Origin of the sequence: Actinomadura chokoriensis (assembly GCF_039529475.1) — a bacterium.
Lineage (GTDB): Bacteria > Actinomycetota > Actinomycetes > Streptosporangiales > Streptosporangiaceae > Spirillospora > Spirillospora bangladeshensis.
The window spans coordinates 13,070-40,066 of record NZ_BAAAMW010000001.1; the positions used below are offsets into that span (position 1 = coordinate 13,070).

Annotated in this window: 21 protein-coding genes and 1 riboswitch; of the genes, 15 read left to right on the forward strand and 6 right to left on the reverse strand. The window is 72.0% G+C overall.

Annotation, left to right across the window (positions count from 1 at the left end; all coding sequences use genetic code 11):
• Nucleotides 1-52 precede the first annotated feature (52 nt).
• From ABFX46_RS00055 to ABFX46_RS00085, 7 genes are all read left to right on the forward strand, one after another.
• On the forward strand, nt 53-1,423 hold the full coding sequence (locus ABFX46_RS00055) for a type I restriction-modification system subunit M (RefSeq protein ID WP_346039242.1): 1,371 nt from the start codon (nt 53-55) through the stop codon (nt 1,421-1,423).
• Between the two features lie 6 nt (nt 1,424-1,429).
• Nucleotides 1,430-2,467 (forward strand): restriction endonuclease subunit S, encoded by a 1,038-nt coding sequence (locus ABFX46_RS00060; protein ID WP_346039243.1) that lies wholly within the window; start codon nt 1,430-1,432, stop codon nt 2,465-2,467.
• 32 nt (nt 2,468-2,499) lie between these two features.
• The gene (locus ABFX46_RS00065) at nt 2,500-3,279 is read left to right on the forward strand and encodes a class I SAM-dependent methyltransferase (protein ID WP_346039244.1); all 780 of its coding nucleotides are present in this window, start codon (nt 2,500-2,502) and stop codon (nt 3,277-3,279) included.
• 277 nt (nt 3,280-3,556) lie between these two features.
• Nucleotides 3,557-4,060: an ATP-binding protein gene (locus ABFX46_RS00070; protein ID WP_346039245.1), complete on the forward strand. Its 504-nt coding sequence runs from the start codon at nt 3,557-3,559 to the stop codon at nt 4,058-4,060.
• Nucleotides 4,061-4,245: 185 nt separating this feature from the next.
• Nucleotides 4,246-5,289, forward strand: a complete 1,044-nt coding sequence (locus ABFX46_RS00075) for a hypothetical protein (RefSeq protein ID WP_346039246.1) — start codon at nt 4,246-4,248, stop codon at nt 5,287-5,289.
• Between the two features lie 34 nt (nt 5,290-5,323).
• Nucleotides 5,324-6,079 carry a class I SAM-dependent methyltransferase gene (locus tag ABFX46_RS00080; RefSeq protein ID WP_346039247.1) on the forward strand — a complete coding sequence of 252 codons (756 nt, stop codon included), beginning with the start codon at nt 5,324-5,326 and terminating at the stop codon, nt 6,077-6,079.
• A gap of 10 nt (nt 6,080-6,089) precedes the next feature.
• Entirely contained in the window at nt 6,090-6,668 is a 579-nt protein-coding gene (locus tag ABFX46_RS00085) for a methyltransferase domain-containing protein (protein ID WP_346039248.1), read from the forward strand.
• On the opposite strand, the gene ABFX46_RS00090 is transcribed toward ABFX46_RS00085, so the two are convergent.
• From ABFX46_RS00090 to ABFX46_RS00100, 3 genes are all read right to left on the reverse strand, one after another.
• On the reverse strand, nt 6,665-7,483 hold the full coding sequence (locus ABFX46_RS00090; protein ID WP_346039249.1) for an exodeoxyribonuclease III: 819 nt from the start codon (nt 7,481-7,483) through the stop codon (nt 6,665-6,667). The genes ABFX46_RS00085 and ABFX46_RS00090 overlap by 4 nt on opposite strands.
• 110 nt (nt 7,484-7,593) lie before the next feature.
• Nucleotides 7,594-8,925 (reverse strand): MFS transporter, encoded by a 1,332-nt coding sequence (locus ABFX46_RS00095; RefSeq protein WP_346039250.1) that lies wholly within the window; start codon nt 8,923-8,925, stop codon nt 7,594-7,596.
• The gene (locus tag ABFX46_RS00100; RefSeq protein ID WP_346039251.1) at nt 8,922-9,212 is read right to left on the reverse strand and encodes a hypothetical protein; all 291 of its coding nucleotides are present in this window, start codon (nt 9,210-9,212) and stop codon (nt 8,922-8,924) included. The genes ABFX46_RS00095 and ABFX46_RS00100 overlap by 4 nt, the downstream gene beginning before the upstream one ends.
• A 109-nt stretch (nt 9,213-9,321) precedes the next feature.
• Here ABFX46_RS00100 and ABFX46_RS00105 point away from each other — a divergent pair, with 109 nt between their 5' ends.
• From ABFX46_RS00105 to ABFX46_RS00115, 3 genes are all read left to right on the forward strand, one after another.
• Nucleotides 9,322-10,212 (forward strand): LysR family transcriptional regulator, encoded by an 891-nt coding sequence (locus ABFX46_RS00105; protein WP_346039252.1) that lies wholly within the window; start codon nt 9,322-9,324, stop codon nt 10,210-10,212.
• Nucleotides 10,213-10,599: 387 nt separating this feature from the next.
• Nucleotides 10,600-11,751, forward strand: coding sequence for an FKBP-type peptidyl-prolyl cis-trans isomerase (locus ABFX46_RS00110; RefSeq protein ID WP_346039253.1), 1,152 nt, complete (start codon nt 10,600-10,602; stop codon nt 11,749-11,751).
• A gap of 293 nt (nt 11,752-12,044) precedes the next feature.
• Nucleotides 12,045-14,723 carry a transglycosylase domain-containing protein gene (locus ABFX46_RS00115; protein WP_346039254.1) on the forward strand — a complete coding sequence of 893 codons (2,679 nt, stop codon included), beginning with the start codon at nt 12,045-12,047 and terminating at the stop codon, nt 14,721-14,723.
• A 116-nt stretch (nt 14,724-14,839) separates the two neighbouring features.
• Here the strand turns inward: ABFX46_RS00115 and ABFX46_RS00120 are convergent, their stop codons facing one another.
• Nucleotides 14,840-15,211: a hypothetical protein gene (locus tag ABFX46_RS00120; RefSeq protein WP_346039255.1), complete on the reverse strand. Its 372-nt coding sequence runs from the start codon at nt 15,209-15,211 to the stop codon at nt 14,840-14,842.
• Between the two features lie 50 nt (nt 15,212-15,261).
• Nucleotides 15,262-15,378: riboswitch (SAM riboswitch) on the forward strand.
• 41 nt (nt 15,379-15,419) lie between these two features.
• Here ABFX46_RS00120 and ABFX46_RS00125 point away from each other — a divergent pair.
• The 4 genes from ABFX46_RS00125 to ABFX46_RS00140 all read left to right on the forward strand — a co-directional run bounded on the left by ABFX46_RS00125 (nt 15,420) and on the right by ABFX46_RS00140 (nt 22,469).
• Nucleotides 15,420-16,676, forward strand: a complete 1,257-nt coding sequence (locus ABFX46_RS00125) for an aminotransferase class V-fold PLP-dependent enzyme (RefSeq protein WP_346039256.1) — start codon at nt 15,420-15,422, stop codon at nt 16,674-16,676.
• Nucleotides 16,677-16,777: 101 nt separating this feature from the next.
• Nucleotides 16,778-20,962: an SseB family protein gene (locus ABFX46_RS00130; protein ID WP_346039257.1), complete on the forward strand. Its 4,185-nt coding sequence runs from the start codon at nt 16,778-16,780 to the stop codon at nt 20,960-20,962.
• Nucleotides 20,959-21,327 (forward strand): hypothetical protein, encoded by a 369-nt coding sequence (locus ABFX46_RS00135; RefSeq protein ID WP_346039258.1) that lies wholly within the window; start codon nt 20,959-20,961, stop codon nt 21,325-21,327. The genes ABFX46_RS00130 and ABFX46_RS00135 overlap by 4 nt, the downstream gene beginning before the upstream one ends.
• Nucleotides 21,328-21,446: 119 nt before the next feature.
• Nucleotides 21,447-22,469 (forward strand): hypothetical protein, encoded by a 1,023-nt coding sequence (locus ABFX46_RS00140; protein ID WP_346039259.1) that lies wholly within the window; start codon nt 21,447-21,449, stop codon nt 22,467-22,469.
• 273 nt (nt 22,470-22,742) lie between these two features.
• Here ABFX46_RS00140 and ABFX46_RS00145 read toward each other — a convergent pair whose 3' ends face one another.
• Nucleotides 22,743-23,135, reverse strand: coding sequence for a hypothetical protein (locus ABFX46_RS00145; protein WP_346039260.1), 393 nt, complete (start codon nt 23,133-23,135; stop codon nt 22,743-22,745).
• Nucleotides 23,136-23,466: 331 nt separating this feature from the next.
• Nucleotides 23,467-24,282 carry a TrmH family RNA methyltransferase gene (locus tag ABFX46_RS00150; RefSeq protein ID WP_346039261.1) on the reverse strand — a complete coding sequence of 272 codons (816 nt, stop codon included), beginning with the start codon at nt 24,280-24,282 and terminating at the stop codon, nt 23,467-23,469.
• Nucleotides 24,283-24,515: 233 nt separating this feature from the next.
• Here ABFX46_RS00150 and ABFX46_RS00155 point away from each other — a divergent pair, with 233 nt between their 5' ends.
• A complete protein-coding gene (locus ABFX46_RS00155; RefSeq protein WP_346039262.1) occupies nt 24,516-26,897 on the forward strand; it encodes a substrate-binding domain-containing protein in 2,382 nt (793 codons plus the stop codon).
• The last annotated feature ends 100 nt before the right edge of the window (nt 26,898-26,997 follow it).

A 26,997-nucleotide genomic window follows, 5' to 3' on the forward strand; every position in this document is an offset into this window, starting at 1 on the left:
GCGCCCGTCCACCGGACGGGCCGGTGGGGCGGAGGGCGCTAGAGTCACGCAGGTGGACGACGTCCTTTGGAAGGCCGCCGACAAGCTGCGGGGGGCGGTCGACGCGGCGCAGTACAAGGACTTCGTTCTCGGGTTGGTGTTCCTGAAGTACGTGTCCGACTCGTCCGGCGAAGGGCCCTTCGTCGTACCGGACGGGGCGCGCTGGACGGATCTGGCCGGGGCCTCCGGAGACCTGGGAGCGCGCATCGACGCCGCCATGGACGCGGTGATGCGGGCCAACCCCTCGCTCGACGGCGCGCTACCGAAGATCTTCGGCGGCGTCGACCAGCGGCGGCTCGGCGAACTCGCGGGGCTGATCGGCGAGGTCCGCTTCGGCGGCAAGGCCGCGCGGGACGTGCTCGGCGAGGTCTACGAGTACTTCCTGGAGAAGTTCGCGCGGGCGGAGGGCAAACGCGGCGGCGAGTTCTATACGCCGCCGAGCGTGGTGCGGCTGCTCGTCGAGATCCTGGAGCCTTTCAAAGGACGGGTGTACGACCCGTGCTGCGGTTCCGGCGGCATGTTCGTCCAGGCGGAGAAGTTCGTCCTGAGCCATCGGGGACGGCTCGACGACATCGCCGTCTACGGGCAGGAGGCGAACGAGCGGACGTGGCGGCTGGCCAAGATGAACCTCGCCGTTCACGGGCTCTCCGGCGACCTCCACCGCGCGGACACCTTCTACTCGGACGCCCATCCCGGCCTCCGGGCCGACTATGTCCTGGCCAATCCCCCGTTCAACATGTCGGACTGGTACCGCGACACCGGCGATCCGCGCTGGCGCTACGGCGTCCCGCCGGCCGGGAACGCCAATTTCGCCTGGCTCCAGCACATCATCTCCAAGCTCGGGCCGGGCGGCCGCGCGGGCGTCGTGATGGCGAACGGCTCGCTGTCGTCGCGGCAGTCGGGCGAGGGCGCGATCCGCGCGGCGCTGGTGGAGGCGGGCCTGGTGTCCTGCGTGGTGGCGCTGCCGGACCGCCTTTTCCGCAGCACCCCGATTCCCGCCTGCCTCTGGTTCTTCGACCGTTCCGCCGGCGGCGGGCCGGTGCTGTTCATCGACGCCCGCGACATGGGGACGATGGCCGACCGCACTGAACGTGTCCTCACCGAGGACGACCTCGCCCGGATCGCCGGGACGTACCGCTCCTGGCGCGGCAGCGGCTACTCGGACGTCCCGGGATTCTGCCGTTCGGCGGACTTGGCCGAGATCAGGTCCCACGACCACGTCCTGACTCCCGGCCGGTATGTCGGAACCGCACGCGGAGATCAGGACGACGAGCCCGCGGCCGCCAGGGTCGAACGCCTCACCAAGGAGCTCTACGCGCATTTCGAGGAGTCGGCGCGGCTCGACCAGGTCGTCCGGACGGAACTCGGACGCCTGGATGGCTGACCGCTGATGGCCGACGTGGCGCTCGGCGAGATCGTCACCTTCACGAACGGCAGGTCGGGCCCCGCCGAGGGCTCCGCCTACCCAACTTATGGCGCCAACGGCGTCATCGGCACGTCCGCCCGTTCCAACGCCGCTCCGAACGCCACCGTCATCGGACGCGTGGGCTCCTACTGCGGCGCCGTGCATTACAGCCCGGAGCCGTGCTGGGTCACCGACAACGCCATCATCGCCACCGCGAAAGAGGGGGTGAACCCCCGCTACGTCTACTACCTCCTGAAAAGACTCGCGCTGAACCGCTACCGCATCGGTTCCGGGCAGCCTCTCCTCACCCACGGGATCCTGAACCGCCTCACCACCACCCGCCTGACCAGGGGGGAACAAGACTCGGCGGCATCCGTCCTGGGTGCGCTGGACGACAAGATCGCGGTCAACGGCCGCATGGCCGCCTGCGCCGACGAACTGATCCGCGCCCGCTACGCCTCCTGCGCGACTCCGGCCCGGGCCTCGAAACGGATCGGCGACCTCGGAGAGCTGATCCGGTCGAACGTCCCCGCCGCCCACATCGACTCCGGCGAGAACTACATCGCGCTGGAGCACATGCCGAAACGGCACATGTGGCTGTCGACCTGGACCGGTGCGTCCGGCATCACCAGTGCGAAGAGGCGGTTCGCCTCCGGCGACGTCCTCTTCGGCAAGCTGCGCCCCTATTTCCACAAGGCCGGACTGGCGTTCGTGGACGGCGTCGCGTCGACGGACATCCTCATCGTCCGCCCGAAGGAGCCGGCCCACCGGGGCTGGCTGCTCGCGGCCCTGTCGAGCGACGCGGTGATCGCCCACGCGTCCGCAGTCGGCGACGGTACCCGGATGCCGCGCGCGAAATGGCCCGACATCGCCGCGTTCGAGGTCCCGTGGCCCGGAGACGCCCAAGCTCGGGCCTTCAACGAGTTCACCGCCGTCCTGGCCGCGCGCGTGCGAGCCGCCACCGCCGAGACACGGACCCTGGCCGCTCTGCGCGACACGCTCCTTCCCCGGCTGATCCCGTGACGGCCCGCCGGGAACGGCGCCATCATCGAGGGGTGGAATACCTGCTGAGCAACCGCCAAGTTGAGGCCGGGGAACGGTTCGCGGCGATCTCGGAACTGTTCGACCGGTGGACGTTCCGGCACATGGACGACATCGGCGTCGGGGACGGCTGGCGATGCTGGGAGGTCGGCGCGGGCGGCCCGTCCGTCCCGGCCTGGCTGGCCGAACGCGTCGGCGAGCGCGGCCGCGTGCTCGCGACCGACATCGACACCTCGTGGCTGCGGGACGCGCCGGTGGACGTCCGGCAGCACGACATCGTCCGGGACGAACCGCCCGAGGGGCCGTTCGACCTCGTCCACGCGCGGCTGGTCCTGGTGCACCTCGCCGACCGGGACGCGGCGCTGCGGACCATGGTCGAGAGCCTGCGCCCCGGCGGGTTCCTGCTCGTCGAGGACGCCGATCCCGCGCTCCAGCCGCTGGCCTGCCCGGACGAGCGCGGTCCCGACGAACGGCTCGCCAACAGCGTCCGGCGGGGCTTCCGCACGCTGCTCGCCGAGCGCGGCGCGGACCTCGCCTACGGCCGCAGGCTGCCCCGGCTGCTGCGCGACGCCGGCCTGGCCGACGTCCGCGCGGACGCGTTCTCCCCGATCGCGGCGCCCGCCTGCGGGGTCCTGGAGGCCGCGACCATCCTGCAGGTCCGCGACCGGCTCATCGCCGGCGGCCACGCCACCACCGGAGAGATCGACCACCTCCTCGCGGCGATCGCCGAAGGCCGCCTGGACCTGGCCCTGGCGCCGCTGATCTCCGCCTGGGGACGGCTTCCCGGCGAATAGCGCATTGCCCCCCGAAATGCCCGATCTCTAGCGTGGGTAGGCGGTGCCGCAGGTGGATGCTCACCTGGCCACCCGATCCCGGTACGTCACCTCCGAGGTGCGGAGAGCGATGGGGTGCTGGGTGGGGCAAGGGGCTTGCGTGCGCGCAAGGGGTGGTGACTGGCGGTTGTTCGCTGCGTCAGGCTGTGGGTTGTTTCGCTCCACGTCCGACTTCGACTTGGCCTGAGAACACATGTTCGCTTACAGCCCGACACGGAGACGTGAAACCAACGCCGCCATGAACGTAACAGACGCGTGGGCCGGGGGGCCCGTGCTGGCACCCTCACTCGAACTCGGGATCCCGTCCGCCTGGAACAACGGCAAGTCGTCCGGGCGGCTCATCGGGGAGATCGACCTCGCCGCGACGCCGCCGGCCGTGCGGCTCGCGCGCGGCTACGTCCGAGAGCTCGTCGGCCAGCACTTCGGCGCGGACCGGTCCGAGCTCGGCGACCTGGAGCTGCTGACCAGCGAGGCCATGACCAACTCGGTGCTGCACGCGCTGCCGCGGCGGGAGGGGACGGTCGGCCTGGCCGTCCTGCACCTCGACCGGTACGTGCGGGTCGAGGTCACCGACGGCGGGCCGGCGCCGGAGCGGGCGCGGCCCGCGGACGAGCAGCTCCACGGGCGTGGCCTCACGCTGATGAAGGCGCTCGCCACCGACTTCGGGGTCCACCGGGGCAGGAACGGGACGTCCACGTTCTGGTTCGGGGTGGGCGTCCGGGAAGGGTGGCGGCTGGCGTGACACCGGTGCCGCGGGACGTCCAGGTGAGCGGGGGCCTCCTGGGCCGCGCCGCCGTACCGGGGTGACCGGCCGCCATGCTCGCCGTCGCCGGTGACGGGACGGGCACATCTTCGGATCGTCCGGCCCCGGTCTCCGGCGCTTCGCTAGGATCGAAGCGTCGACAATTGCCACCTCGAGGGCGAGTGATGACAGCGGACGGTGCGCCGAAGTCTCTCTCCGACATCACCCGGGCCATGGGCCTGAACATGTCCGACGTGGCGGCCTTCTCCGGGCTCGACGAGAGCACGATCTTCCGGCTGTGGGACAACGCCGAATGGCTCGACCGGGTCAGCGGGCGGTCGCTGCAGAGCCTCATGTCGTCCGTTCCGGGGATCGCCGAGTACTCGATGGCGCACGCCGTCCGGAAGAGGCGGGACGGGCTCGTCGGCGACCTGCACTGCGAAGGGCTCGCGGTCAACGTCGACGCCCTGGAGAACTCCACCGTGGCGCAGCAGCATCTGCTGAACGCGCTGGAGGCGGCCCTGCACATCGTGCGCGGGCAGGCGACGCAGAAGACGTCGTCGTTCATCGCCCGGTTCTGGGGCCGGGAGCAGGACCGGGCCCTCGAAGCGATTTACTCGACCGACTCCGGCGGGCTGCTGAAGGACCCGCAGAAACTCTTCGACGCCTCGGTCGACCTGGCGCCGCGGCTGAACCGCAAGACGTACTCGTTCCATTCGATCCTGGCGCTCAACATCCTGACGCACCAGGTCAGCAAGGTCACCGGGGCGCTGGAGGCCGATCTCAGCTTCGAAGTCCCCGGACGGCAGAGCGCGTTTATGATGCGCGGCGTCGTGATGGGCTCCCTGATCAGCTCGGACGACCTCGAACTCGCCGAGCGGTACCGCAGGGAACTGGACGCCACGCCCGTGTACGCGGCACTGGAGGAATGGTCGTTCCCCACCTACACCAGAGACGGCCGGATCAGCAGCGACTTCACCTTGCCGAGCTCCCTGTCGCTGCGCAACACGGCAACCGAGGTGCTGCGCGAGATAGCGGTCTACAACGACGCCTACCTGTACTACCTGGTGTCGACGTACATTCCGCTGGCGCTGAGACGCGACCCCGCGTTCGGCGGAAGGATCGCGGAGTTGGTCCAGGCGCTGGAACTGCGCGGGGCCGACTGCCGGGACAGAACGATCAGACAGACCTGCAACACGCTGGTGCGGCGGCTCAAGGGCGTCGCCTGAACCTGCGTGGAACGCACTGAGAAATGGGGAGCCGGTGGAGGACACGGCGCAAGCCATCACGAATCTGACGCGCGAAAGGTGGGAGGCCAACGCGCAGTACTGGGTGAAGGTCATCAGGGAGAGCCGCGACCGGTACCGGACCGAGCTGACCGACGCCGCCGTCCTCGACGCCGTCGGCCCCTGCGCCGGCCTCCGCGTCCTGGACGCCGGATGCGGCGAGGGCTACCTGTCCCGCAAGCTCGCCTCCCTGGGCGCGGACGTCACCGGCGTGGACGCCGCGCAGGGGCTGATCGACGCGGCCTCGTCCCATCCGTCGCCCGGCGCCGCGTTCATCCGCGCCGGCGTTGAGGACCTCCCCCTGGAGAGCGGCCAGTTCGACCTCGTCCTCTGCAACCACCTGTTCAGCCACCTGCAGGACCCGACCCGCGGGATCGGCGAGTTCGCGCGCGTGCTGAAGAGCGGCGGGCGGCTGGTCCTGCTGACGCTGCACCCGTGCTTCTACGTCGAGAACTCCGAGCAGGGCGCGATGAACAGCGTCCCGGCGGCGCAGTACTTCGCCTCGCGCGGCATCGACCAGAGGTTCCTGGTGGACGGCATGGAGTCCCCCTCGATGATCACGAGCTGGCTCCGGCCGCTGGAGTACTACGCTGGAACGCTCCGAGACGCCGGATTCGTCATCGCCGACCTGCGCGAACCGCACCCGACGGAGGAGCAGCTCCGCGACGACCCGTGGTGGCGCAAGGGGTTCCCCACGGCGCTGTTCATGCTGCTGATCGCGGAGCGCCGCTAGGGTCGTCCCCATGGACCCCGAACTGGCCGAGCATCCGGACCGGCTCCGGTGGAACGCCAAGTACGGGGACGCTCCGGCGCTGTCGCCCGTCCATCCGCTGGTGGAGCGGGCGCTGGCGCTGCCGATGCCGGACGGCGGCGTGCTCGACCTGGCGTCCGGGCCGTCCGGGAGCGCGCTGCTCGCCGCCGCGGCCGGACGGCCCGTGACGGCGGTCGACATCTCCGAGATCGCCCTCGGCCGGCTCGGCGCGGAGGCCAGGCGGCGCGGCCTGGAGTCGCTGATCACGCCCGTCCAGGTGGATCTCGGGCGGTGGCGGCCGGAAACGCCCGGGTACGCGCTCGTCGTGTGCACCGGTTTCTGGGACCGCGCGGTGTTCGAGCGCGCGGCGGGAGCCGTCCGGCCGGGCGGCCTGCTGGTCTGGGAGGCGTTCACCGAGGACGCCCGCCGCGACCGCCCGCGGATGCCCGCCGAGTGGTGCCTCGCCCCCGGCGAGCCCGCCTCGCTGCTCCCGGACGGCTTCACCGTGCTCGATCAGGCCGACGTCCCGTCCGCCGGCAAGCGCCGGCTCCTCGCCCGCTTCGGCGGTTAGTCGAGGTCGACGACGATCGGGGCATGGTCGGACGGCCCCTTCCCCTTGCGCGCCTCCCGGTCGACGTAGGCGGACCGCACCCGCTCGGCGAAGGCGTCGTTCCCGTAGACGAGGTCGATGCGCATGCCGAGGTTCTTGTGGAACATGCCGGCCCGGTAATCCCAGTAGGTATAAGGGTGCGGGCCCTTCATGGGGGTGGGGACGACGTCGTGGAGGCCGAGGGCGCGGAGTTCGGCCAACGCCTGGCGTTCGGCCGGGGTGACGTGGGTGGAGCCGGCGAAGACGGACGGGTCCCAGACGTCGTCGTCGGTGGGGGCGACGTTGTAGTCGCCGGTCGCGGCGAGGGGCGTCCCGGCGGAGAGTTCCTCGGCGAGCGCGTCGCGCAGGGCCGCGAACCATGCGAGCTTGTAGAGGTAGTGGGCCGAGTCGGGGGTGCGGCCGTTAGGCGCGTACAGCGACCAGACCCTTATACCGCCGCACGTGGCACCGATCGCGCGCGCCTCCGGGACGAGCAGGACGGGCTCCGTCAACTGGGTCTGCGCCTCCGCCTCGCCCTCGTAGACGGGCTCACCGGGGAAGCTCTTCGAGACGTCCTCAATGCCGACCCGTGAAAGGACCGCGACCCCGTTCCAGCGGCCGTCGCCGTGCGCCGCGGTCTCGTAGCCGAGCTCCGCGACGTCGCCGGACGGGAACTTGTCGGCGGCGCACTTGGTCTCCTGCAGGCAGACGACGTCCGGTTTCGTCTCGTCCAGCCAGGCCAGAAGGCGCGGCAGCCGGGCCTTCACCGAGTTGACGTTCCACGTCGCAAGGCGCATGCCCCCACCCTGCCATCCAGAGCAAGATCAAAACGCCCCGCCGGGATCGACGGGGATCGTGAGGGGCCGCGGCATCCCTCGGCCGGGTGGGAGGGACGCCGCGGTGGTCCTCAGGTGGTGCGTCTTGTGGCGGCCAGGGCGGCGGCGGCCAGGGGGAAGAGGGCCGCGACCGCCAGGATGCGGGAGGGGTCCAGCGATTCGGCGAGCGCCCCGGCGACGGCCGAGCCGGCCCCGCCGCCGACGAAGAGCGTCAGGTTGAGCAGGCCCATGCCCGCGCCGCGCAGCGGCACCGGGAGCCGTGCCGACACGTCACCGGTGATCACGACCTGGGAGACGGCGAACGCGGCGAGGCAGAGCGACGCCGCGACGACCGGCGGCCAAGGGCCGCTGTTCCCCGTCGCCGCCGCGGCCAGCGCGACGGCGGCGGCGAGCGCGGTGCCGGCCAGCAGCAGGCGGCCGCCCCGGGCGCCGAGCGAGCCGGCCCACCGGGCCAGTGCCGCGCCGACCGCGGCCCCCGGCAGCAGCGCGGCCCCGATCGCGAGGACGCTCCAGCCGTGCTCCCCCGCCAGGATCTGCGGGACCAGGTACATCGCGGCGAAGAGCCCGCCGAAGACCCCTGCCCCGGTCACCGCCGAGGCCCGGTAGCCCGGGTCGCCGATGACCTGGTGCGGGACGAACCCGTCCGGCCGCCGGGCCACCCGCCGCGCCAGCGCGCCGCCCGCGAGGACGAGCACCGCCGCGAGGACGGCGACGACCGGGCCGCCGAGGTCGAGCGTCCCGGCCTGGACCAGCACGAGCATCGCGCTCACGGCCGCGGTCAGCGCGGCGGCCCCGGCGGCGTCGACGGACCTGCGCGACCCGGGACGCAGCGCCAGCCCGAGGCAGAACGGGACGGCCGCGACCGACAGCACCGGCAGTACGACGGTGACACGCCAACTCAGCCAGGTCGTCACCGCGCCTCCGGCCAGCGTCGCCGCGGAGGCGAACACCGCCATGATCGCGCCGTATCCGGCGAGGACCCTCGGGCGCGCGGCGGGCTCCACCCCCGCGAGGAGCGCGGCACCGGCCGCGGCCGTCCCCCCGGACCCCGCCGCGAGGACGAGCCGCCCGGCCACCAGGACGCCGAGGCTCTGCGCCGCGACGCACACGACCGCGCCGGCCACCAGCACCACCGCCGCGATCGGCAGCGCCGCCCGCACGCCGAGCGCGTCCGCCAGGCGGCCGAAGACCGCGGTGCCGACGCCGAGCGCCAGCGCGTGCGCCGTCAGCACCCAGGCGACCTGCGCGGGCCCGGCGTGCAGCGCCGCCGCGATCTCCGGCAGTGCCACGGCCGCCGCCGTCACGCCGAACACCGACGGCCCGAACAGCGCGCCGAGCCGCAGCGCCGCCGACGCCGGCCCGATGCGCGGCGCCGCGGTCGTCGGGTTTGCGGTCGCGGTCACCGGTGGCTCCGCGGCGACGACCAGTGCTCGGCGTCCACGAAGTGCACGTCGTAGCGGTCCTGCTCGGACCGCAGCCCGTCGAACGGCTCCAGCCCGTGCCGGACGCGGGCCGGCCGCCGGAGGTAGCCGAAGCGCTCGACCCCCGGCGTGAGGACGGCCAGCAGGTCCGCGCCGGTACCGGGGGGCGCGCCGAACGCGTGCGGCAGCCGCGGCGGGACGACGACCAGGCCGCCCGATGGAGGCTCGACGACCTCGGCGGCCTCCGGGGTGACAACGAGGGGATGCAACGACCTCACGCTCCTGTCGGAAATCGGGTTCTCCGTCCGGCACCCATTCGAGCCGGGGAACAACCCGCGAACCACAGGCGCTTGGGAGCATTGATCATCACGGATCGAGATGAATCGGGGGGACCGGGTGGAGCTGCGCCAGCTGGAGTACTTCGTGGCGGTCGCCGAGGAGGCCGGGTTCGGCGCCGCCGCCGCGCGGATCGGCATCGTCCAGTCGGCGGTGAGCCAGCAGGTCCGGCGGCTCGAACGGGAGCTGGGCGTGCCGCTCTTCGACCGCACCACCCGGCGCGTCCGGCTGTCCGGCGCGGGCGAGCGGCTGCTGCCCGAGGCGCGCGCCGTCCTCGCCGCCGCGCACCGCACCCGGCAGGTCGCCGCCGATGTCCGCGCCGGCGCCGACGGCGTCCTCCGCCTGGGCACCGTCCACGGCCCCGGCGACCGGGTCTACCGCGTCCTGAGCGAGCTGGCCGCCGTGGCGCCGCGCGTCCAGGTCCGCCCGCGCCGCATGGCCCTGCCCGACCGGCTGTCCGCCGTCCGCTCCGGTGAGCTCGACGCCGCCCTGGTCCGCGCGCTCCCCGACGCCCCCGGACTCGAACTGCTCCCGGTCTGGACGGACCCGCTGTACGTCGCCCTGCCCGCCGGGCACCCCCTGGCGGACCGTCCCGCCCTCGACCTCGCCGACCTGGCGGACCTCCCCCTCCGCCTCGCCCCGCGCGAGGACAACCCGCCCTTCCACGACCTGATCACCGGCGCCTGCCGGACGGCCGGGATCGCGCCACCGCCCGGCCCGCCCTTCACCACGTTCCAGGAGACCCTCACCGGCATCGGGGCGGGCACCCCGTCCTGGACCGTCTTCTACGAGGTGGCGGGCCTGCCCGAGATTCCGCGCGTCACCGTCCGCCGCCTGACCGCCCCCGCGATGACGACCTTCCTCGCGGTCACGCCGGGTCCTCCCGTTCCGGCCGTCCGCCACCTGCTGGAAGCCCTGATCCGGACCACCTGACCGGATCGCCGGAGCGATGACGGGGAGCCGGGATCGCGGGCCTCGGATACGGGCTCGCCGGGGAAGCTCTTTGAGACGTCCTCAATGCCGACCCGTGAAAGAACCGCGTCCTCGTTCCACCGGCCGTCGCCGTGCGCGGGGGCCGGGTTGGCCGAGTTCCGCGACCTCGGCGGACGGGCCGCCCCGCCGTGCGGCTGGGTGAGTCATCCGTCCGGCGGGGATATCCTGGCGGCTTCTCCAGTCCCCTGCCAGACGGCACCGCGGTCCGCACGTGACCGGTAGATTGCGGGTCGGCCTCCTTTACACGGTTTTCACGCTGTGCTTAGCCCGGCCCTGGAAGGGTGGTCACGTTCGTGATGTCGTCTAACCCGGAGCAAGTGAGGAACCATGTCCGAGGATGACAAGCCCCGGGGCAAGCCGGCGGTCAAGGCGAAGGCGAAGATCCCGAACGCCCAGAGCATCCGCAGCCCCGAGTTCACCCCGCACGGCATCAGCGCGGGGCGCGGCAGCGGGCTGAACCGGCCGTCCGCCCCGTCCGCGCTGACCGCCAAGCAGGCGCGCAAGCGGCGGCTGATGGTGATCGCCGGGATCGTGGTGGCGGCGCTGGCGGTCTCCGGCGGCGTGTACTGGTGGGTCAACCGCCCCGATCCGGTGATCGAGGTGACCGGCAAGTTCGCGGCCGAGCCGAAGGTCGAGATCCCCACCAAGCTCGCGCCGACCCGGACGCTGAAGGTGACCACCCCGATCAAGGGGACCGGCCGCGCGCTCGCCGACGGCGACACCGCCTACGTCTCGTTCGCCACCTACAAGTGGGCCAAGGACAAGGACGAGGAGAACTCGCGCGTCAAGAGCACGAGCGAGAAGGTCAGCTCCACCTGGGAGCAGCAGGCCCAGCAGCCGGGCGGACCGCGGCCCCTCGTCCTCGGCAAGAGCGGGCTGAAGGAGATCGACAAGAACCTGGTCGGCAAGACCGTCGGCAGCCGCGTGGTGCTGCAGCTCCCGCCGTCCAAGGACCTCAGCCAGCTGAGCCCGCAGCAGATCACCGACAAGGACGCGGTGGTGTTCGTCATGGACATCCAGGCCGCCGTCCCGAAGGACCCGAAGCCGGAGGGCACCCCGCAGAAGCTGGACGACAAGAACCTGCCGAAGGTCGAGGACAAGGGCGCCAAGGAGCCCAAGATCACGATCCCGGACGCGGACGCGCCGGACAAGCTGCAGGTCAAGACCCTCGTCCAGGGCAACGGCCCGGCGCTCGCCAAGGGCGACGACGCGATCGTGAACTACGTCGGCAAGATCTGGAAGAGCGGCGACAAGTTCGACTCCAGCTGGGACAACAAGCAGCCGGTGAACTTCCCGATCGGGACCGGCGCGACGATCCCCGGCTTCGACAAGGGCCTGACCGGCGCGAAGGTCGGCAGCCGCGTCCTGCTCGTCCTGCCGCCCGCGGAGGGCTACGGCAAGCAGGGCAGCCCGCCCAAGATCAAGGGCGACGACACCCTGGTGTTCGTCGTGGACATCCTCGCGAAGATCGAGAAGTGAGCCGGGCGCGGCACGGCCGCGCGGGCGGGATCGCCTGAGGACGACGTTCGAGCGGCGGGGTTCCGGTGAGGGCCCCGCCGCTCGGCGTCGGCCTCGGCGCCGGCGGCGTGCCCGCGACGCGTCCGCGGCGGCATCGCCCGTTTCGCGGAAAAGTCGGTGTTGCGACGTCCGTCACGACAACCGGCGGGACGGATTGCCCGTCCTCTATTGGGAAGCCATGGGGTTGCGCATTGGGCGGCCGGCGCACGTATCCCCTCAGGTATCGTCGGTAGCGCATTATTCACGGGGGGCTTGTGAGCGACAGCGAAAAGGTCCCGGAGGGCGACGCGCCCGCCGGGCCCGCCGAGGTGGACCGGCATGACACCGAGGCCGGGGCACCGGCCGGCACGGACGGTCCGGCGACCGGCACGCTGACCGCGGAGACCGAAGAATCCGTCCGGGATGCCGAATTCCCGGACGGGGACGACAAATCACAGAACGGCGACAAGGGCCGCGAAGCACCGGACTCCGCCGGCGCCGCCGCCGAATCGCCGCCCGCCGAAACGGCCGCCGAAGCCGCACTCCCCGACGCGTCCGGCGCCGAATCGTCCGCGAAGGACGCCTCCGGCGGCGACGGCGGGTCCGCCAAGGCGGATGAACCGGGCGAGCCGGGCGATGTCGCAGACCAGCCGGGGTCCGATGGTGTCGGAGCGCCGGGCACCGGAGATACCAAGACCATGCCCGCCGCCTCGTCCGAGCACGCTGGATCGCCGCCGTCCGGAAACGACGGCGGCGGAGGCCGCGGCGGCGGGGGCGGCGGGGGGCGCGGCGGCGACCCCGGGAAGCGGCCGCGGAGCCGCCGGTCGCGCTGGCTCCGCCGGACGCTGTTCGTGCTGCTCGGGCTGGTCGGCTTCGTCGTCGCCGCGTTCGGCGTCGCCTACCTGTTCACCCCGGTCCCGTCCCCGCAGGAGAAGGCGATCGCGCAGGGGCCGACGTTCTACTACTCCGACGGCAAGACGCAGATCGCCAAGACCGGCATCAACCGGGACGCCGTCGACCTCGACCGCGTCCCCGAGAGCACCCGCAACGCGGTCATCGCGGCGGAGAACGGCAGCTTCTACGACGACCCGGGCGTCTCGGTGCAGGGCACGACGCGGGCGTTCTGGTCGACGGTGACCGGGCAGCAGTTGCAGGGCGGGTCGACGATCACGCAGCAGATGGTCCGCAACTACTACGGCGGCATCGGCAAGGAGCGCTCGGTCACCCGCAAGCTCAAGGAGATCATGGTCGCGCTGAAGGTCGACCGGGAGAAGTCCAAGGACTGGATCCTGGAGCAGTACCTCAACACGATCTACTTCGGGCGCAACGCCTACGGGGTGCAGGCCGCCGCGCACGCCTACTACGACAAGGACATCTCGCAGCTGACGCCGGCCGAGGGCGCCTACCTCGCGGCGGCGATCCAGCAGCCGAGCAACTTCTCCGACCCGACCGGCGCGCAGCGCGCCCCCGCCGAGCAGCGCTGGCGCTCCGTCCTGGCGAACATGGTGCGGGACAAGTACCTGACGCCGGCCGAGGCGGCGGCGATGACGTTCCCCGTCCCGGACAAGCAGAAGATCACCGACGTCCTCAAGGGCCAGAAGGGCTACATGGTCAATGTGGCCAAGAAGGAGCTGACCGACCGCCGCGGCTACAGCGAGGACGAGATCAACCGCAGCGGGCTGAAGATCACCACGACGTTCGACAAGCGGCTGATGGACGCGATGAAGCGGGCCGTGACACAGAACACCCCGGACGGGATGAGCAAGAAGATCCGCACCGGGGCCGTGTCGGTCGATCCGGACACCGGGCAGGTGCTCGCCTTCTACGGCGGCCGGGGCTACCTGGAGGAGGCGCTGAGCAGCGCGTTCGGCGACCACGCGCAGGCCGGGTCGGGGTTCAAGCCGATCGCGCTCGCCGCCGCGCTGCAGGACGGCCGGTCGCTCAGCAGCACCTACGACGGCAGCTCGCCGCAGACGTTCGCCGGGTCGTCCATCCGCAACGACAGCAACGAGAGCTTCGGCATGGTGAACCTCGTCACCGCCACCCAGCACTCGATCAACACGGCCTACGTCAACCTCGGCCAGGACATCGGCAACGACAAGATCGCCGAGATGGCCGAGAAGATGGGCATCCCCGCGTCGCAGATGACCAAGGACCAGCGCAGCGCCGCCACGTTCCCGCTGGGGATCGTGTCGCTGCACCCCGTCCAGCAGGCGGGCGTGTACGCGACGTTCGCGGACGAGGGCATGCACCGGACGCCGTTCGTGGTGAAGTCCGTCACCGACAACGAGAACCACAAGCGCACGTTCACCGAGAAGGGCAACCGGGCGCTGAGCGCGCAGAACGCCCGGGACGCGACCTACGCGATGCAGAAGGTCGTGCAGGGCGGCACCGGGACGAACGCCCAGCTCCCGGACGGCCGCGACGTCGCGGGCAAGACCGGCACGACCGACAAGGGCAAGGCGATCTGGTTCAACGGGTTCATCCCGCAGATGGCGACGTCGGTCGCGATGTTCCGCAGCGACGGCAAGCCGCTGAACATCCCCGGCTACGGCGCGTACGGCGGGCAACTGCCCGCGCAGATCTGGCGGACGTACATGACGGACGCCGTCGACATCAAGGACTACGCGCCCAAGTCGTTCGGGTCGCCGTCGGAGCGGCCGGGCGGCGGCTACGGGCGTCCGACGGGGCCGAGCACGCCGGGCCAGACGGAGCCGCCGCGCACGGAGGGCCCGTCCGGTCCGCCGCCGGACACGGAGGAGCCGGACATCCCGACTCCGCCGACCGGGCTGCCGACCATCATCCAGCCTCCGGACGGCGGGGGCGGCGGAGGCGGCGGCGGGGGCGGTGACGACCCCGGCGGCGGTGGCGGTGGCGACGGCGGCGGCACCGGCGGAGGCGACGGCGGCGGCACCGGCGACGGTGGAGGCGCCCGCATCGGCTCCACCGGCTGAGTCCCGGCGCGGCCTCCGGGCCGAGGCCGCCGAGTAGTGCTCCAGAGCCGCGCGGCCCTCGCGTTCGGGGGGGCCGCGCGGCGTCGGCGGGCTTCGCGGTCGCGCGGCGGCGGAGCCTAGTCGCAGGCTTTGCCGATGGTGGCCGGTGTCTCCTTCATCACGGTGTTGAGCTGGGAGACGTCGCCGGTGCCGACGGGTGCGGCGGCGGCGCGCAGCTTGTCCGCCTCGCCCTTCAGCGCCTTCTTCAGATCGTCGTCGTCGGCCTTCTTCGCGAGCCCGTCCAGCCGTCCCGCCAGCTGCTCGGTCGGCTGCCGCCACCGCGCGGGCTCGGCCGCCGGGATGCTCCTGACCTGCGTGATGTACTGCTGGAACGCCTTCTTCGTGTCGGTGCACACCTGGCCCGAATTGCCGCTCAGGACCCCGCACCCGCTCAGGGTGCCGAGCACCACCACGCTCCCGGCCAGCGCCCGAACCGCCCCGTACCGCATCGCACCCTCCCGCTTGATCCCCGATCGGACCCGCATATAATTCCGCACAAGGTCATGAGCGCCAGCGTCAAGCCCCGGCTTGCTGGCCGGCAACCCTTCGTCCGCGATGGGGTGCCCCGGGTGAGGACCTGGCCGGACGCGGCACCGCGTTCCGGCAAGCGCGGATCCCGACCTGTCCTCCGGGGTCCCTGACCCGGAAGGTCCCGGTATGCCCACGCTGCTCGCCCGCTCCCCCATCACGCCTGCTGTGACGCGCCCCGAGGGGGTCCGGGTTCGCCGGATCCCGCGCGTCGTCGGGGCGGACGCCCCGGTGCCGCTGCGCGACGGCGGCCACGTCCCGTACGCCAACTTCGACTACGCCGCGAGCGCGCCCTGCCTGGAGGCGGTGCAGGAGGCCGTCACCCGCGCGCTGCCGTACTACAGCAGCGTCCACCGCGGGGCGGGGTACGCGTCCCAGGTCACGACCGGCGCGTACGAGCAGGCGCGGGAGACCGTCCGCTCGTTCCTCGGCGCGTGGCGGCGGTCGGCGGTCGTGTTCACCCGCAACACCACCGACTCCATGAACCTGCTGGCCCGCGCCGTGCCCGCCGGGACGAGCGTCGTCGTGTTCGAGACCGAGCACCACGCGTCCCTGCTGCCGTGGAAGCGCGCCGTCCGGCTGCCCGCGCCCGCCACCCCGGCCGAGGCGGTCGCCGCCGCCGACCGCGCGCTGCGCGCGTGCCCGATCGGGTCGCGGCTGCTCGTCGTCACCGCCGCGTCCAACGTCACCGGCGAGCTGTGGCCCGTCGAGGAGCTGGCGCGGGTCGCGCACCGGCACGGCGCCCGCATCGCGGTGGACGCGGCGCAGCTCGTCCCGCACCGCCCGCTCGACATGACCGCGCTCGGCCTGGACTACGTCGCGTTCTCCGGCCACAAGCTGTACGCGCCGTTCGGCGCCGGCGTGCTCGCCGGACGCGCCGACTGGCTGCGCGCCGCCGAGCCCTACCTGAAGGGCGGCGGGGCGAGCGCGTCGGTCGGCGCGACGACCCGGTGGGCGGCGTCCGCGGAGCAGCGGCACGAGGCGGGCTCGCCGAACGTCCTCGGCGCCATCGCGCTGGCCGCCGCCTGCGACGCCCTCTCCGCCGCCTGGAAGGACCTCGCCGCCCGCGAGGAGGAACTGGTCGAACGCCTCCGGACCGGGCTCGCCGCCCTCCCGCACGTGCGGGAACTCTCATTGTGGGGCGGCCGGGCGCCGCGCGTCGGGATCGTGTCGTTCACCGTGGACGGCTGGAACGCGCGCGACGTGGCGCTTACCCTGTCGGAGGAGCACGGCATCGGCGTGCGGGACGGGCGGTTCTGCGCCCACCCCTTCGTCCGCCACCTGGCGGGCGGGGACACCGCCGTCCGCGCCAGTCTCGGCATCGGGACGAGCGAGGAGCACATCGACCGGCTGCTCACCGCCCTCGCCGGGCTGGCGGCGCGCTGACCTGCGAACACCCGCGCGCGGGCAGGCGATTATGCTCTTTGGTCCTGTTCGCCCATGTAGCGTAGGCAGTCGCGCGGGGACGAGCACGGAGGAAACAGGGGGTGGCGACCGTGGCCGACGCGTGGCGACCCACGTCGGAGCTGGAACACCGACTGCAGGAGACCGTACGGGCCGGGGACCAGGAGAGCTACTTCCGCCTCCTCGCGGACAGCGAACTCGTCGTCCCCGTCCCGCCCGAACTGGTGGACGGCGTGCTCGCGAACGAGACGCAGCCGTCCTGGCCGACCCAGGAGGAGGACGGGCGCGTCCACGTCCTGGTCTACACGTCGGCGTCGGCGATGCGCGCGTGCCTCGGGCCGTCCTACCAGCACTTCATGACGGTCCGGTTCGGTGACATCGCGGAGACCTGGCCGGACGCCCGCTGGTGGCTCGCCATCGACGCGCCCGCCCACGGCGTCGGCGCGGTGCTGCCCATCGAGGCGCGGATGCCGGCCTGGTTCGTCCGCCAGGTCGCCGACGGCGACGGACGCCCGCCGCAGGTCGGCCGGACGCCCGCCGCCTGGGAGGAGCTCCGCGACCAGCACCGCGACCTGCCCCGGCAGTCGCCGCGCCCGGAGTTCCAGCCCGCGAACGACGTCGAGCGCGAACTGCTGCGCGCCGCCGCCAACAACGACCACGACCTGTTCCTGCAGACGCTCGCGGACACCGACGTCCTGCTGCCCGTCCCGGACGACATGGACTTCGCGCTGCGTCCCGGCCGGCCCGGTTTCCCCTGGCAGACGCGGGAGGTCGACGGCTCCACGGTCGTGCCGGTGTTCACGTCCCCGGAGCGGCTCCTCGAAGCGTCCGGCGCCGGTACCGAGTACATCAAGCTGCCGTTCACGGTCGCGCTGCGCTACTGGCCGAACCACGACTGGCTGCTCGCGATCAACTCGGGCTCGCCGGCGGGCGGCACCGTCCTCGCGCAGCAGCTCCCGGGCCTCGCGACCTGGGCCGACCAGCGCGCCGCGCAGCGCATGACGGACCACTTCGAACCGCAGAACGACGTCGAGCAGCGCCTCTTCGACGTGGCCCGCCGCCGCGACACCGACGCCTTCTACAAGACGCTCCTCGGCGCCCAGGTCCTGGTGCCCGCCGACGCGGACACGCCCTGGGGCATCGTGCCCGGCGACTCCGACTTCCCGTGGCGGCCCGTGCCCATCCACGGGCGGACGTCCATCCAGGTGTTCACGTCGCTGAAGTGGATGAACGAGGCGATCGGGTCGTCCCGCTTCATCATGCCGAGCCTGCACGAGATGGTCGCGGCCTGGCCCGACGCCGACTGGACGCTCGTCCTCAACCCGGGCACGCCCATCGACGCCTCGATGCCGGCGGACCAGCTCCGCACCCTCCGCGGGCCGGCGACGCCGCCGTCGGCGTCCACGCCGCCGCCTCCGGAGGCGCCTGCGGTTCCGGTGGCGCCGGCCGTCCCGCCGGAGAAGGCTCCCGGCCGCCACTCGGCTCCGGCCCCCGACCACGAGTACGCGGCACCCACCGCCGAGGGCCCGCACGAAGCCACCGGACCCGTCCCCGACCCGAGCCGCCCCACCGCCCCCTACGCGGACCCGGCGAGCATGGGGAGCGCGGGCATTGCCGGGGCACCGAGCGTCCCCGCGAACGAGGGCACACCCGGCGCGAACCAGGACTTGCCGCACGCGGCCACTGGCGGCGGGCACGGCCTGGAGGAAACCAGCGCGGCCCCCCACGCCGTCCCGCCGTCGCCGGGTATCGCAGGCGTCCCGGCACCCCCCACAGGCGAAGCTCCTCTCGGGAACCTCGGCACGAGCCACGAGTCGGCGGGCGGCACCGTCGAGAGCCCGCACGGCGCACCCCTGTCGTCCGGCATGCCCGGCACTCCGCAAGAAGGCACGCACGACGCCACGGGCACCGAGCAGTCCACCTCCCCGCACGAAGGCATCGCCGGCCTGAGCGGCGGCCGCGGCCTTGAGCGAACCGACGCAGCCGCCCCAGCCCCAGGTCCCGAGGCTGGCTCCGCACATGGCGGCACGGGCACGCCCGAGACGCCGGGTGCGGGACGTGAGACCGGCGCGCGTCCTGACGAAACGCCCCACAGCCTTCCCGGCCTGGCCGCTGAAGGCAGCCTTGAAGGAACCGGCTCAGCCAACACAGCCCCAGGGGCCGAGGCTGGACCCGTGCCTGGCAGCACGGGAGCGCCGCCGGAGATGCCAGATTCGGGACGCGAGACCGGCGCCCGTCCGGGCGAAACACCCCACGACGTTCCCGGCCTGGCCGGTGGTCACGGGTCCGGCCAGCCCGCAGGGATGCCGCACGAGCGCCTCTTGGGCGACACGGGTATCCCGGGCCCCATCGCCGAGGGACCGCATGGCGCACCCGGCCTTCCCCCCGAAGGCGCCCAGAGCATCCCAGGCCCGGTCGGCGGAGGGTCCGGCAGCACGCCCAGCCCTCTGGGCCCGGCCGGTCCGGCAGAGGGCGGCAACACCGGCCTGCCCAGCGCGTCCGACCCGACCGGCGCACCCGGTGTGCCACGCGAAGACGCGCTGAATGCCCCGGGCGGGTTCGGCCGGCATGGCGAGGGCCCGCAGCAGGGCTTCACCAGCGATGCTGCCGGACGCGACACGGAAGGATTCGGCACGCCCGGCGGCCCGCACGAAGGTGCCCTCCAGGGCCCGAGTCCGATCAGTGGCACGGGGTCGGCAGGGTTCGGCGATACCGGTCGGCCCGGCGCGTCCGACCCGACCGGCGCCTCCGGCGGGTCACATGAAGGCGTCCCCAACCTCCCACCCCAAGGCGGCGTCAGCCCCGGACCAGCGGAGACCGGCTACACCGGCCGGCCGGGCACGTCCGCCATGCCCGGCGCATCTGACGCGCCGCGTGAGGGCATGCCCGCCACCCCACCCCAAGGCGGCGGCACCTCCGGGACGACCGAGACCAGGGATGCCGGTCAACCCGGCATGCCCGGCGTACCGAACATCCCCGGTTCGGGCGGGTCGGCGGACGGCGGCGACACCGAATGGGCCGGTCAGCAGAGCGGGGGGCCACAGGAGGACTTTGCCGGCGGACGTCACGGCGGGACGGGAAGCGCAGGTGCGTCTGAACTGCCCGGCGGCCCTGTTGGTGAGACGGCGGACGAGTTCGCGGCGCGTCCTGGCGGTGGCGCGTACGACGGGGCTCCCGTGTCCGACATGTCCGGTGGACGGCATGCGGGTGCGGCGGGCGACTCGGCGCGAGGGCTGCGAGCCGTCGAGGAGCCGGATCCGGCGCCCGCGTTCGAGCCCGGGAACCGGATCGACCAGGAGCTTTACGAGGCCGCGTCGGACGGCGACTCGGACGCGTTCCTCCGGGTGCTGCTCAACGCCAACGTGCTCGTCCCGATCCCGGTCGAGGCGCCGCTCGAGGTGACGCCCATGCAGCGGGAGTTCCGGTGGGACGCTGCGCTGCGGAGCGAGTCCTCCGTGCAGGTGTTCACGTCGCTGGTGCGGCTGCGCGAGGTGCTGCCCGAGTCGCGGTTCGTGTACGCGGACTTCCGGCGCCTCATCGGCGCGTGGCCCCGGGACGACTGGGCGATGCTGCTCAACCCGGGGACGCGCATCGGGGCGTCGCTGCAGGGCGACCAGGTGCGGGCGCTCAGCGAGTGGGCGCTGCGGGTCGGGCTGGTCCCGGGGCGGCCGGAGGTTCCGCTGCCGCCGCCGCGGCCGGAGCCCGAGGCGGCGCAGCTGCCGTCCGACCTGGACGACCGCGTGTCGTCCCCGACGATCATGCAGAAGGTCGTCCCGCACGGGCATGTCGCCTGGTACCTGGAGCAGGGCTACGACCGGGTCGGCGGTTTCGTGCACTCGACCGGTGACGTCGCCGAACTGCAGACGCCCGGCCAGCTGTACGAGGCGCTCGGAATGCTGTACGACGGCTCCCCGTTCTCGCCCGCGGACGAAGGCGTGTACGTCATCCGGTGGCCCGCCTACTGCCCTGACCTGTACCGGGTCCCCTTCGGCGGACGGGACGAGGCCGAGATGTCCGCCTGGGGCGACGCCGGCTGGGTCATCGAGCGGCCGCCGTTCCTGGGCAGCGGGTTCGCGCCGGGGAGCGCCGGATCCATCCGCGAGTACAAGGTGGACAGCGTCCGGCTCCCGTACGGCGCGGAAATGTACTACCTCGGCCGCGACCGGTCCGAGCGGTTCGTGGCGATGTACGACCCCGACCAGCTCGCCTGGCTCCGGCCCGAGCCGAGCGTCGAGAGCCGGGACGGACGGACGGAGGCCGCACAGTGATCCGGGACGGGTACGTCGCGCGCTGGCTCGGCCGCGACTTCGAGGCCGCGCCCGGCGCCGACGGCGAGGTCAGGCTGTACGCGCCCGGTCCGACGGACGGGTTCGAGGAGCTGCGGCCGGGACGGTTCCGCCGCATCGTCCCCGCGTCCGAGATCGAGGACCTCCGGTACGTCCGGACGACCTGCCGCTGGCGCGGCGAGCGGTTCGTCATCGTCGGCGAGCATGAAACATGGCTGCGCGTCGAATACACGGGCGGGCAGGCCCCCGTCGCCGAGAGTCTGGGGCTCGACCGCATCGACCAGGGCATCTGGCAGGCGTGGGCCCCCGGCACGGAGATCGAGGACGTCCGCGAGGAGTTGATCTGATGCGGAACGGGCTTGATTTGGCCCGTAGATCCGTGTTCGCTTGATTCCCGAGGCGATCCCTCGGGTATCACACAGCGGGCTCGGGCGCTCAACGGCGACGCGACGGAGGTGCGGCGGCAGTGATCTGCCGATCGGCGGTCAAACCGGTGTTCATCGGCCTCGGCACAGCGGCCATCTTCGCCACCGGCGGCGCATCCGCCCTAGCCGCCACCGAACCTCCCTCACCGCCCCCCTCCGACTCCACCTCGACATCACCCACCCCTACCGAGTCCGATGCGGGGTCCCCCAGTACAAGTCCGACGACCACTCCTCCGCCGCCCGCCACGCTCGACGTCACCGTTACCCCCATCGCCACCAAGGCGGACCCGGGCGAGCGCATCCAGGTGAACACGCATATCAGGGCCGTCGGCGGCGAAGTGACGGACATCAAGGTCGTGAAGATCGAGGTGGCGCCCGCGGCGGCGCAGTTGGGCGGCGAGTGCCTGCCCCCCTTCAAACCGGCGGGTGGTTGCCTCGTCGGAGACCTTCCAGACGGACAGCGCGACACCGTCGTCTCAACGGTGAAGGTCGCCAAGGACATCAAGAAGACCGTAAAGGTCAAGTTCACCGTGACCATCAGCGCGACCGGCCTCGATGTCGTCGCCACCCAGCCGGTCACCGTCACTTACGTTCCGAAAGCGACACCGAAGCCGACCAAGACCTCAGCTTCGCCCACTCCCACAAAGTCGTCCGGGACGGGTGGGAGCGGCAGTTCCGGGGGGTCGGGTTCTGGGGGCGGTTCCACGTCCGGCGGGACGAGCGGGTATGTGCCGCCGTCGCCCAACTCGTCCTTCGGTCCCCAGAGTCCGCAGGTGGCGCTGCCGCCCATCCAGGCGCCGAGCCCGTCGGTCGCGCCGAGTCCGGTGCCCGGGTCGGTGACCCCGCAGAGCCGGTTGCAGGGCAACAAGGCGCCCGTCGCGCAGGACATCACGTTCGAGCGAATGGCGAGCACGCAGATCGCCTGGCTGGCCGCCCTGCTGGTCGCGTTCTCACTGCTGCTGACGCAGCTGCGCCTCGGCAAGCGACGCATGCCGGCCGTGGCGGCCGCCAAGCGCCCGAAGGGATCGCACCGACGCCCCCGCCGCGGCATGTTCGGCAAGTAATATCCCCACCGGTTTTTCGGCGGCAACCACGCAGCCGACCACGCAGTCAAGTCTTTCCAGAAAAGGCTTCGACTCCCTCAAGAGGGCACTGGTAGATGCCCCAGCCGGTCGCCGGACTCCGGGTGCATGGGCGCATGACGGCAATGCCCGTGAGGACGGTCTCGTCACCGTTCCCCAGAGGTACTGCACTGACATGATGTGGCCGATCTCCTCACTGCGGGCACTGCTCCGACCGCGGGCGGAGAACAAGGAGGAACGACACCAGGCCGGCCGTCACCGGATCGCCTTCGCGGCGAGGCGGAGAAGGCCGAGCAATCCGAAGTGCGTCCCGGCGAACAGCCCCATGGCGAGCAGGGTCACCGGCAACTGCCACCAGAACGAGTGCCTCGGTGCCCCCTTCTCGACCGACAGGTACGTGCGGCCCGATTTCCCTTTGGGCATCGTGCGGATCTCGAAGTCGACCTTGCCGTGCAGAGGCGTGGCCGTCTTGATCTCGTCCGCCCCGATGAAGCGCGTGCTGATCTGGAAGCCGTCCGGGGTTTCGAGGGCGCACCTGTACATCAACCATCCGCTGATGGGCGAACGGGCACAGGGACCGACGATGGCCGAGCCGGTGGCAACGGTTCTACCGCCGTTGTACAACAACGTCATTCCGACGACGCTCACGCTCAGCCCCACCGTGGCCCCTAAAAGGACACCGATCGCCTTAACAATCTTCGGTGGCCGCTCCAGATGGCGAGCAATGCGGCGGCGGGTGCGGCGGCGAGCTTTCACACGTGCGGCTCTCATGACCTGACCGAGCCTCTCGTTCTCGACCGAGAGGCGCGGCCGTTCCCCTGACGGGCTCGTCAGCGGCCGAGGTCGGCCCCGGTCAATGGCAGGGACGACCTGAGCGTACAGATCACAACCAGGACGGGTTGTGTGCGGCGAATTCGCCTGGTCGGTCGGCAAGGGCGGCGGACGGCGGTTTGCCGGGGGCGCAGATGTCGTGCGGAGGTCAGGTGCGGGTTAGGGCGTAGCAGGCTATTGCTGCTGCGGCCACCACGTTCAGGGAGTCGACTCCGCGGGACAGGGCTGTTTCGTTCATGGGGATGCGGACGCGGTGGTCGGCCTCGTGCAGCCAGCGGGACGACAGGCCGTCGCCTTCCGAGCCCAGGAGCAGGGCCCGGCGGTCGGCGGTCTTCACCTCGTCGATGGGGTCGGCGTCCGGGGACGGGGTCAGGGCCAGGAGTTGGAAGCCCGCGTCGCGGATCGCGGAGAGGTCGTTGTGCCAGTCGGTCATGCGGGCGTACGGCAGGGCGAAGACGGCGCCCATCGACACCTTGATCGAGCGGCGGTAGAGGGGGTCGGCGCAGCGGGGGGCGAGGACGGCGGCGTCCACGCCGAGGGCCGCGGCGCAGCGGAAGATCGCGCCGATGTTGGTGTGGTCGACGATGTCCTCGCAGATCACGATGCGGCGCGCGCCGGTCAGGACGGCGTCGAGCGGGGGCAGCGGGAGGCGTTCGAGGGACGCCAGGGCGCCGCGGTGCACCTGGAAGCCGGTGATCGACTCCATGACGGGGTCGTCCACGACGTAGACGGGGGCGTCCAGGCCGGACAGGACGTCGGCGAGCGGGTCGGCCCAGCGGCGCGCCATGAGGAGGGAGCGCACGGGGTGGCCCGCGGCGATCGCGCGGCGGATCACCTTCTCGCCCTCGGCGACGAACAGTCCGTGCTCCGCCTCCAGGCTCTTGCGGAGGTTCACATCCCGCAGCCGCACGTAGTCTGCGAGGCGCGGGTCGGCGGGGTCCTGGACGGGGACGAGGTGGGCCATGACCCCCAGTCTGCCGCCCGCCGCGGCCGGATTCGGTCGGCGTCGAACCCGTGGCCGCGCCGATCCGTACCGTCGCGGTAGCAGTCCGTGACGGCCGGGGGCAATGCCAGGTTCGTCGGGACATACGGTGATGACCTGCGTCATTATCAGTTTTGAGTTCTTTGTAACCTCTGGTTCGTACTACTACAGTGCCGGGGAACATCGGCGGGTTTCTGGTGAATCGAGGGCAGGCCATGAGCGGACGTCATCGCAATGACTTCCCCGAGGGGATGGAAGGCGGCTACGACGCGTCCAGGCCCGTCTTCGGTCCGGCCAACGACGGGTCGTCCGACTGGTTCGGCGCGCGGGACGGCCAGGGCCGGCCGCTCTCCCAGCCCCCGGCGGGGCCGCAGGGCGCACCGCCCGGCGCCTCGGGCGAGACGCCGGAGTGGTTCACGCCGCGGCAGTCGTCGGAGGAGCCGGTCTACGGCTCCGGCGGCTTCGGCGGCGCGTCCGACGCGGGCGGCTACGGCCTTGGACGATCCGGCGGATACCCGCAGGGTGAGCAGAGGTCGGGCGGCTACCCGCAAGGTGAGCAGCGTTCGGGCGGCTACCCGTCGGGTGAGCAGAGGTCCGGCGGTTACCCGCAGGGTGATCCGCGGCGGTCGTCCCCGCAGGGGCCCGCGCCCGAGTCCTCCCCGCTCGCCGGCACCGGGTACAGCGAGTACGACTCCATCCGGAGCTCGGACGGCGGCCCGTCCGGGTTCTTCGGCGGCGGCGCCGGCGGCGGAACGGGGTCCGGCGGAGGGCGCGGATCGGGCGGGTCCGGCGGGTCCGGTGGCTACGGCGGCGGGTCCGGCGGCTATGACAGCGGATCCGGCGGCTACGAGTACGGGCGCCGCAAGAAGAAGCGCAGCGCGACCGCGCTGATCGGCCCGATGGCGGGCGCCGTCGGGCTGGCGCTGCTGCTCGGCGTCGGCGTCTACGCGTTCGCCGAGAGCGGCGGCGGCTGCTCCGGCGACGACGCGATGAACCTGTCGGTCGCGGCGGCGCCGGACATCGCGCCGGTCGTGGAGAAGGCCGCCGGGCGCTTCAACGACAGCAAGCAGAAGGTCGACGGCAAGTGCGTCAAGGCGACGGTGAAGAAGGTCGAGCCGGCCGCGGTGACGCCGCTGCTGTCCGGGCAGGCCGTCGCGGGCGGGTCCAACGAGCGGCCGGACGTGTGGATCCCCGACTCGTCCCTGTGGATCTCGCTGGCGCAGGCCGACGCCGAGGGCGATGACAAGAGCGGCGTCATCTCCACCAAGACGTCCATCGCGAAGAGCCCGATCGTCGTCGGGCTGCCGCAGTCGCTCGCCGCGCAGCTGCAGAAGCAGGGCATCACGGCGAGCCCGTCCTGGGACAACCTGCTGAAGGCCGCCGGCGGTGTCGCGGGCGGCGCGGTGACGAAGAACCAGATGATCCCGGCGGGCTCGGTGCGGCTGGTCGTCCCCGACCCGATGAAGAACGCGGCGGGCATGGGCTCGCTCATGGTCACCAGCATGCTGCTGGCCAACGACCCCAACCGGGACTCGATCTTCACCGGCATCGTCCGGACGGTCCGCGAGAGCACCGTCCCCACCGTGGAGGCCGAGTTCGCGGCGTTCCGCAAGGGGCAGACCGGCAAGAAGCCGATCTCGCTGTCGTCCGAGCAGGCCCTCTTCCAGTACAACCGGACGAAGCCGGCGGAGCCCGCGGTGGCGCTGTACCCGATCGAGGGCACGCTGTCGATGGACTACCCGTTCACCGTCACCAGCAAGGACGCCTCCAAGCAGAAGGGCGCCCGGCTGCTGGAGAAGGCGATGACCACCGAGGCCACCCGCAAGGACGTCCACGAGCTGGGCTTCCGCACCACCGACAGCAAGGCGCCGGCGGGCTTCACGCAGGCGGCCGGGGTGAGCCCCGCCAAGCCGCGGCAGCTGCCGCAGCCGAAGAGCGAGGACGTCGCCAAGATCATGCAGGCGTGGTCGAAGCTGACGCTCGGCCTGCGCATGCTGACGCTGATCGACGTGTCCGGCTCGATGCTGGAGAAGGTCGGCCCGAACACCAACCGGCTGCAGGCCATCGCGCAGGTGTCGCAGGGCGGGCTCAGCATGATGTCGAACGACACCGAGCTCGGCCAGTGGCTGTTCTCCACGAAGATGAACGGCGACCTGCCCTACAAGATCACGGTGCCGATCGGCCCGCTCGGCGAGCGGATCGGGTCCAACACGCGGCGCGGGCTCGTCCTGTCGACGCTCAACCAGATGAAGCCGAAGCCGAACGGCGACACCGGCCTGTACCGGACGATGCTGGCCGCGTACAAGAAGATGAACGACACCTACAAGCCGGAGTTCGGCAACTCGATCCTGCTGCTCACGGACGGCAAGAACGACGACGACGGCGGCCCCACGCTGAAGGCGACGCTGCAGCAGCTGAAGTCCATGCAGGACCCGAACAAGCCGATCCAGGTCAACATGATCGGGTTCGGCAAGGGCGTGGACCGCAACGAGCTGGAGCAGATCGCCGCGGCGACCAACGGCAACGTCCAGGTCGCGCAGACGCCGCAGGAGATCTCCAAGATCTTCCTGAAGATGCTGTCCCGCCGGATCGAGTGACCCGGCGGCCGGCGGTCCGCGGCACCGGATGATCACCTTTCGGTGATCTTACGGATGCGTCAGGTAGTTCCTGATTTTTCCTGGCCTCCGGTGTCAACCG